Below are 7,879 nucleotides of genomic sequence, written 5' to 3' on the forward strand. Positions count from 1 at the left end.
ACGTTGCATCGACCGTGAGCGGCCAGACTCAAACCGCCTCACCGTTCATGTAGTCGCACGATTCGCCGCCGACGAGTCCTTCTGTATCGAATCGCGTGCTACGGCGTCTTACCTGGGTATCCAGATCGTTTGCGCATCCGAAAGGTGAGAGTTTTCGGGAATCGTCTGTTTCGGGCAACCGGTGCCCCGCCCAGTATGGCTTTGCAGCCTGTCCCTTACTGCGAAAGGTGAGTGTTTTCGGGAGTTCGGAAAACGCCGCCAGCTGCGAAGTGTTGATCGCTTCGTACCGAAGGTGAGGTTTTTCGGGAGCGCGAGCTTCGCCTCCGAATCATCGGCAAGAAGCGAAGCAACGGGCAAAAATCCCCGAATAAAGAGCGTGATTCGCGCGATGACTTCGTCGCAAAGCCACGGGAATCATCGCCGCATGCACGCAAAGGTGAGGTTTTTCGGGAGCTACGATGCCAGCTACACGTCAAGCCGACTTCGCGATTTCGCGAATGTCGGCCACCGGCGTTTCACCGAATGCATCGCTAAGTGCGTAGTCGAGCAACTGAGCCGCGCATTGCTCGGGCGTGGAAAGCTGACCGGTGCGCTTGAGGTCCTCGAACTTCTCACGCATGGGGAACTGTTCGACGCCGGTTCCGCGAATCTCTGCCTGCATGTTCGTATCGATCACACCAGGCGCAAGACTGCAGATGCGCAACGCGCGGTTCGCGTCGAGCGAGACGGCGCGCGCATGGTGATCGAGTGCCGCCTTCGTCGCGCAGTAGATGCTCCAGCCGGCGTAAGCGTTGCGCGCCGCGCCGCTCGAAATATGCACGATGCGCCGATCGCTCGCGTGCGGGCTTGCGGCGGCGAGTGCGCTCGCGAGCATTAGCGGCGTTGCCACGTTGAGGCTGACTGCAGTCGCGATGTCCACCACGTCCTGCCCTTCGATCGGACCGATTGGCTGCACCATGCCCGCGTTGTTGATCAGCAGGACAGTCTCTGCGCCGCTGACGAATGCGCGCAAAGCATCGGTGGCCAGCCATTCAGCAACGCGTGCTGTATCGGCAAGTGCGAGTTCGGTTTCTTCTAGCAGCGTGGGAAAGCGCTGTTTGAGCGATGCATGACGCGAGCGCGATAGACCGAGCACCGCGATATCGCGTGCAAGCAGTTGTTCAGCGAGCGCCGCGCCAAGGCCGCGCGTGTGTCCGGTGACGATCGCGCGAATCGGAGAAGAGGGGTTCATGTCGTTCCTTGAGCGTTGGCTTGAGCAGAACGTTATCTTCTCACGCATGTTTTGCGCGCGCAGCGGCGCCGCTCATCGACGGTGATCAGGTGGCCCGAAAGCGCTCACGATATTGCATCGGCGTTGCGCCGATTCTTTTCATGAAGACGATCCGCATGCGCTCGGCCGTGCCGAAACCGCAATCGTAGGCGATCGTCTTGAGCGCAGCGCCGCTGCTTTCCAGCAGCTTGCGCGCTGCATCCACACGCGCGCGCTCGACAAACTCATGCGGCGTCACGCCCGTTTCCTGCACGAACACGCGCGCGAAATTACGGGCGCTCATTCCGGCGACGTCGGCCAGTTCTTTGACCGTAAAGCTTTCGTGGATGCGCTCCATGACATGCGCCTGGACTTTTGCGACCGGCGATGTTTCGTCGGCGGGTGCCGTGAGGTATGGGCTGAATTGCGACTGACCGCCTTGCCGCTGCGCGAATACGACAAGCCGCTTCGCCACTGCGAGTGCAATGTGCGAACCATGGTCTTCGGCGACGAGTGCGAGCGACAGATCGATGCCCGCAGTCACGCCCGCCGACGTCACCAGCTGGCCATCGCGCAAATAAATGCGGTCGTAATCGACGCGCGCTTCGGGAAACTGCGCAGCGAGTTGGGCCGCATGTTGCCAATGTGTGGTGACGTTGCGTGCATCGAGCAGGCCCGCATGTCCAAGCGCGAAAGCGCCGGTGCAAATGGAACCGTAACGCGCGCATCGAGGCGCGACGTTGGTCAACCAGTCGAGCAGCGGTGCAGCGGGCGGCTCGCCTTCGGGCAGTGCAGGGCCGCCCGCGACCAACGCGAGATCGAATGGCTCGCGAGCGTGATCGAACGTGGCGTCGGCGATTAACGTCATGCCGTTCGACGCGCGCAGCGGCGCTTGCTTTGCGCTCAGCAGTGTGACCTCGTAGCGCTCCTGTGGCGTGACGAAGCGGTTCGCTTCCGAGAACACATCGACAGGCCCGGCGACGTCGAGCGCCTGCACGCCGGGGAAAATCGCTATCGCGACGGTGGGCATCGAATGATTCCTTTGACGATGGGCGAACTGCGAGCCTTGGCAGCCAACGCTGTGCGGTTGGCCGCGTTCGACCGGTCGCGGCGCTTATCGCAACAAGCGCGTTGGTGAATACTGAGGCCGAGGGAACGACCATGGCGCCCCGCGAAATGACCGGCGATCCAGCATACCAAACGCGCTTTAGCGCTGCACGGCAAGCGGCTCTGTTGGTTCGCACAATCACAGACTCTTCTCATGGCCATGAATGCCCGCGTTGCCGCTGGGCGATCTCACCACGACAATTCAGGGCTCGGGCTGCGCGGCTGCATGTGGGATGATTAGCACTGACTGAACTGCCGGCGCCGCACCATGGTGATCAAGAACCTTCTTCGTAAGCTCGACCTTACGACCCTTCAACTGTTCCTTGCCGTCTACGAGGAAGGCACGCTCACGCGCGCCGCGGAGCGCGAGGCGATTGCCGTTTCGGCAGCGAGCAAGCGCCTGCTCGAATTGGAGCAGGCGGTCGGCGCCACGCTGTTCCAGCGCAACGCGCGCGGCATGACGCTCACGCCGGCCGGCGAAACGCTGCTGCATCACGCACGGCGCGTGATGCGCGACATCGAAAACATCGGCATTGAACTCGCGGGACACGCGAGCGGCGTGCGTGGTTACGTGCGAATGATGGCGAATCTGTCGGCGATCGTCGAATTCTTGCCCGAAGATTTACGCGCGTTCCAGCTGGAGCACGAGCGTGTGAAGCTCGATCTGGAAGAGCGGCCGAGCGGTGGCGTGGTCGAAGCGGTGGACGACAGCCTGGCCGATCTAGGCATATGTTCCGGCGACGCTGACACGCGCGACTTGCACGTCGAGCACTATCGTCATGATTCGCTCGTGCTCGTGATGCGCGACGATCATCCGTTGGCTACGCGCGAAAGCGTTGCGTTCGCCGAAACGCTCGACGGAGATCACGTCGGCTTGCACGCCGCGAGTTCCATCAACGCGCGCACGCATATGGCCGCGCGCCAGGCCGGCAAGCCATTGCGGCTGCGAATCCATGTGCCGGGTTTCGACGCGGTTTGCCGGATGGTACAGGCAGGCATGGGCGTCGGCGTATTGCCGCAAAAGGTTTATGAACTCATGGGCCGCCCGCTTGGACTGGTCGGTGCGCCACTCGAAGACGAGTGGTCGGAACGCAGCCTCGTGCTGGTCGTGCGCGACGTCGATGCATTGTCGCCGGTGAGCCGTCTGCTGTTCGAGCATCTGCGTTCGGTGGAAGCAAAGGACAACGCGCGAACCGCGGCGACTTAATCCGCGCCTCGCGGGAGCGTTCGCCGTTCGCGAACGGTCGTTGGCGAATTGCGGTTGGACGCCGCCGCGGCATGCCTGCAAGCTGTCTCTCAACAGAAAACTGCTATGGAGACAGCACATGAGTGGACCCCTTCAGGGTATCCGCGTCGTCGAGATCGGAACTCTCATTGCCGCGCCGTTCGCCGCGCGCCTCATGGCCGAGTTCGGCGCCGACGTGGTCAAGATCGAAGCGCCTGAAACGGGCGATCCGCTTCGCAAATGGCGCAAGCTGCACGAGGGCACCTCGCTCTGGTGGTATCTGCAGTCGCGCAACAAAAAGTCGGTTTGCGTGAATCTCAAATCGGCGGATGGCGTCGAGATCGTGAAGCGGCTCGCGGCCGAGGCCGATGTCATCATCGAAAATCTGCGTCCGGGCGCGCTCGAAAAGCTCGGCATCGGCTGGGACGTGCTGCACGCGATCAACCCCAAACTGACGATGGTCCGTATCTCCGGCTATGGACAGTCTGGTCCGTATCGCGACAGGCCGGGCTTCGGCGCAATCGGCGAAGCGATGGGCGGCATCCGCTACACGACGGGCGAAGTGGACGGCGCGCCGGCGCGCGTCGGCGTGAGTCTCGGCGATTCGCTCGCGTCGCTGCACGGCGTGATCGGCGCGTTGATGTCCTTGCTTCGCGTGAAGACGGGACAGGGAGAAGGCCAGGTGGTCGATGTGTCGCTCGTCGAAAGCGTTTTCAATCTGATGGAAAGCCTCGTGCCCGAGTACGACCTGCTCGGGCACGTTCGCGAGCGGAGCGGCGGCGCCTTGCCCGGCATTGCGCCGTCCAACACGTATCCCACGGAAGACGACGGGTACGTGGTGATTGCAGGCAACAGCGACCCGATTTTCCGGAGGCTGATGCAGGCGATCGGCCGCGCAGATCTCGCCGACGATCCGGCATTAGCTCACAACGACGGCCGCGCCAGGCATTGCGCGATGCTGGACGAGGCCATCGCCGCATGGACCTCGCACCATTCCACCAACGACGTGCTGGCCGCGCTGGAACTCGCCGAAGTGCCTGCGGGACGCATCTATTCAGTCGCGGACATCGTGTCCGATCCGCACTACCAGGCGCGTGACATGTTGTTGCAGGCGCAACTGCCTGGCGGTGCATCGGTGAAGATGCCGGGCATCGTGCCGAAGCTGTCGGACACGCCGGGGGAAGTGCGCTGGCAAGGTCCCACGCTTGGCGAACATACCGGCAGCGTGCTGAGCGAACTCGGATTTGCAACCGAAGAAATCGAGCGGCTTCGCCGCGAAGGAGCCGTGCAATGAGCCGAGCATCGAACGGTGTCATGGACACCAAAACTGCCGACAAACTGATTGTCCAGGAAGTCGCGCCGCGCGACGGCTTGCAGATCGAACCCACTTGGGTCGATACCGCCGACAAGATCGCGTTGATCAACGCGCTTTCGACGGCGGGCTTCACGCGGATCGAGGCCGGTTCGTTCGTATCGCCGAAAGCGATTCCGGCGTTGCGCGATGGCGAGGCGGTGTTTCAGCAGATCGAGCGCCATGCGGGCGTGATCTATGTCGCGTTGGTGCCCAACCTCAAGGGCGCCGAGCGCGCGCTGGCTGCGAAGGCGGATGAACTGAACCTCGTGATGTCGGCAAGTCAGACGCACAACCGCGCGAATATGCGCATGAGTTGCGAGTTGTCGTTGACGGCGTTTGGCGACATCGTGCGTCATGTCAAAGATTCGGGCGTATTGCTCAACGCTTCCGTAGCGACTGCGTTCGGCTGTCCGTTTGAAGGCACGATCGACGAGGACCGCGTGGTCGGCATTGTCGATACATATCGCGAGATGGGCATACAGGGCATCACGCTCGCGGATACGACCGGCATGGCGAATCCGCGCCAGGTGACGCGGCTCGTAACGCGGGTGCTTGAACGCGTGACGCCTTCCGCGCTCACGCTCCACTTTCACAATACGCGCGGACTTGGGCTTGCCAACGTGCTGGCTGCGTATGAGGCCGGCGCACGTCGTTTCGACGCCGCGTTGGGCGGCCTTGGCGGTTGTCCGTTCGCGCCGGGTGCATCCGGCAACATCTGTACGGAAGACCTCGTGAATCTGTGCGATGAGATGGGCATTCCGACCGGCATCGATCTGGAGAAGCTGCTCGCGTTGTCGCGGGCACTGCCGGATCTGCTCGGCCATGACGTACCCGGGCAGGTGGCGAAGGCCGGACGCAACAGCGACCTGCATCCCGTGCCGGACTACGTGCTGCAAATCTAACTTTCCTTGATCCACTAAACGACCGGACGGCAGCGCCGAATCCGGCATTGGAGACGAACATGAGTGACCTGGGCGCAATCGCAACCGGCGGCCGCGAGCAAAGCGCGGACGGCGCGGCGGCCATTATCCGCAAAGTGGCATGGCGGCTGATGCCGCTCATCATGATTTGCTATCTGTTTGCGTTCTTCGACCGCATTAATATCAGCTTCGCCAAGTTTCAGTTGCAAAGCGATCTCGGGTTATCCGACACCGCGTATGGTCTTGGCGCGAGCCTGTTCGTGATCGGCTACGTATTGTTCGAAGTGCCAAGCAATCTGTTCCTGTATAAGGTCGGGGCGCGGCGCTGGATTGCACGGATCATGATTTCGTGGGGACTCGCCACGGCGGCGATGGTTTTCGTCAATACCGAATGGCAGTTTTACGGACTGCGTTTTCTGATCGGCGCAATGGAAGCGGGCTTCGCTCCCGGCGTGCTGTATTACCTCACGCTGTGGTTTCCGCCGAGCTATCGTGGGCGTATTACGTCGATGCTGTTTCTCGCGTCGGCATTTTCGGGGCTGGTCGGTGCGCCGCTTGCCGGCCTGGTTATCGGGCATATGAACGGCGTGCTCGGTATGCCCGGATGGCACTGGCTGTTCCTGCTCGGTGGCCTACCGTGCGTGCTGCTCGGCTATCTCGTGCTGAAGATATTGAAGGACCGCATTGAGGACGCGAGCTGGCTGTCTCCCGCAGAAAAGTCGTATCTGTCTGAGCAGATCGCGCAGCAAAGCCGTCATCCCGACACCGGTCATTCGCTGCTCGGCGCGATCAGGACGCCAGGCTTTCTCACGCTGGGTCTCGTGTACTTTCTGATTCAGGTTGCGTCGTATGGATTGAATTTCTGGACGCCGCATCTGATCCGCGTGGCCGGCACCCACAATCCGACGCTGATCGGTTTGCTCACGGCGGTGCCCTATGTATGCGGCGCGATCTGCATGGTGGTGGTGGGGCGCCTGTCCGACGCAACCGGCGAGCGGCGCAAGTTCGTTTTCGGGCTGCTTGTGATGTCGGCAATCGGCTTCTTTGCCGCGGGTTTCTTCGACAAGCAGACGGGCTTCCTGATCGTCGCGTTGGCCGTGATGGGCGCAGGCGTGGTGGCATCCATCCCGGCGTTCTGGGCACTGCCGCCTAAACTGGTGACTGGGGCGGGCGCGGCTGGCGGCATCGCGTTGATCAATACGCTGGGTCAGCTCGGGGGGATCGTGAGTCCGATCATGGTTGGACGCGTGCGGGATCTGACCGGCAGCACGACGCCCGCGTTGTATGTGATCGGTACGATGAGTGTGATTTGTGCGTTGATCGTGCTGCGCGGGTTGCCGGAGTCGCTGCGGCGGAAGGATGGAGTACGGTGAGGGGCTGTTTCCCAGCGATGCCGTCTCCGGCTGAGTGTTGCGGAGACGGCGCGGGATTGCAGTGTGCCATCAAGTACTTGGTGTGGGTTTGCTGAGGTTGTCCACAGGGTTTTGAACAAAAACTGGGGATAAGTTTTCGCTTTGGCTGGCACAGTACGATTGAGCGTAAGACGTTTCCGTCGTCGTTCCACGTGCAGACCCAACGCCGTTGACTGAAGTTGCCACACACTCTGATCGGTTGAACTGGTGGTAGGTCGCACCCGCAGTTCGCTGAAGCTTGTCGTCCCACTTAGCGTCGAACCTGCTCACCCGTTGGATCGCTGGTCGGTTGCGTCCCATGGTGCGACCCACTGGCAGCAGCGGCGCGATGATGAGCGCTATGTGACGTCCCCCGTTTCCCCCGATAGTTACTGCTGCCCGCCTCGCGCGGGCGTTTTTTCATGCCTTTCCCTATCTTGCGGACGATCTGGTTCTGTCCAGCGTCAGTCAATCCGTTAGCTGGTTATGCGTAAGACCTATCCCGATTTTGTTTTACAAAACTGCGACAGTTTTCATCTGTACGCCGGTCGGGATCGATTTGATAATGCAGAGGCGAGCCCTCACTGGAAAAGGGGGGCCTCGTCGAGACATTTAGTAGGATTCCAAAATGTC

At 61.5% G+C, this 7,879-nt stretch carries 6 protein-coding genes; 4 read left to right on the forward strand and 2 right to left on the reverse strand.

Annotated features, from left to right (window positions below):
* Nucleotides 1–472: 472 nt before the first annotated feature.
* Both J2W46_RS22675 and J2W46_RS22680 read right to left on the reverse strand, forming a co-directional pair.
* On the reverse strand, nt 473–1,231 hold the full coding sequence (locus J2W46_RS22675) for an SDR family oxidoreductase (protein WP_088175440.1): 759 nt from the start codon (nt 1,229–1,231) through the stop codon (nt 473–475).
* Between the two features lie 85 nt (nt 1,232–1,316).
* Nucleotides 1,317–2,279, reverse strand: coding sequence for a GlxA family transcriptional regulator (locus J2W46_RS22680; protein ID WP_088175439.1), 963 nt, complete (start codon nt 2,277–2,279; stop codon nt 1,317–1,319).
* Between the two features lie 345 nt (nt 2,280–2,624).
* On the opposite strand from J2W46_RS22680, the gene J2W46_RS22685 reads away from it, so the two are divergent.
* The 4 genes from J2W46_RS22685 to J2W46_RS22700 all read left to right on the forward strand — a co-directional run bounded on the left by J2W46_RS22685 (nt 2,625) and on the right by J2W46_RS22700 (nt 7,228).
* On the forward strand, nt 2,625–3,563 hold the full coding sequence (locus tag J2W46_RS22685; protein WP_204523339.1) for a LysR family transcriptional regulator: 939 nt from the start codon (nt 2,625–2,627) through the stop codon (nt 3,561–3,563).
* Between the two features lie 118 nt (nt 3,564–3,681).
* A complete protein-coding gene (locus J2W46_RS22690; protein WP_310356346.1) occupies nt 3,682–4,875 on the forward strand; it encodes a CaiB/BaiF CoA transferase family protein in 1,194 nt (397 codons plus the stop codon).
* A complete protein-coding gene (locus J2W46_RS22695; RefSeq protein WP_310356348.1) occupies nt 4,872–5,837 on the forward strand; it encodes a hydroxymethylglutaryl-CoA lyase in 966 nt (321 codons plus the stop codon). Before J2W46_RS22690 ends, J2W46_RS22695 begins: the two co-directional genes overlap by 4 nt.
* 59 nt (nt 5,838–5,896) lie before the next feature.
* The gene (locus tag J2W46_RS22700) at nt 5,897–7,228 is read left to right on the forward strand and encodes an MFS transporter (RefSeq protein WP_310356352.1); all 1,332 of its coding nucleotides are present in this window, start codon (nt 5,897–5,899) and stop codon (nt 7,226–7,228) included.
* Nucleotides 7,229–7,879 lie beyond the last annotated feature (651 nt).

This window comes from Paraburkholderia strydomiana, from assembly GCF_031456815.1.
GTDB classification, from domain to species: domain Bacteria; phylum Pseudomonadota; class Gammaproteobacteria; order Burkholderiales; family Burkholderiaceae; genus Paraburkholderia; species Paraburkholderia caledonica.

Coding starts and splice junctions, on each gene's coding strand:
- J2W46_RS22675 (WP_088175440.1), bottom strand. CDS start 1,231: ATGAACCCCTCTTCTCCGATTCGCGCGATCGTCACCGGACACACGCGC.
- J2W46_RS22680 (WP_088175439.1), bottom strand. CDS start 2,279: ATGCCCACCGTCGCGATAGCGATTTTCCCCGGCGTGCAGGCGCTCGAC.
- J2W46_RS22685 (WP_204523339.1), top strand. CDS start 2,625: ATGGTGATCAAGAACCTTCTTCGTAAGCTCGACCTTACGACCCTTCAA.
- J2W46_RS22690 (WP_310356346.1), top strand. CDS start 3,682: ATGAGTGGACCCCTTCAGGGTATCCGCGTCGTCGAGATCGGAACTCTC.
- J2W46_RS22695 (WP_310356348.1), top strand. CDS start 4,872: ATGAGCCGAGCATCGAACGGTGTCATGGACACCAAAACTGCCGACAAA.
- J2W46_RS22700 (WP_310356352.1), top strand. CDS start 5,897: ATGAGTGACCTGGGCGCAATCGCAACCGGCGGCCGCGAGCAAAGCGCG.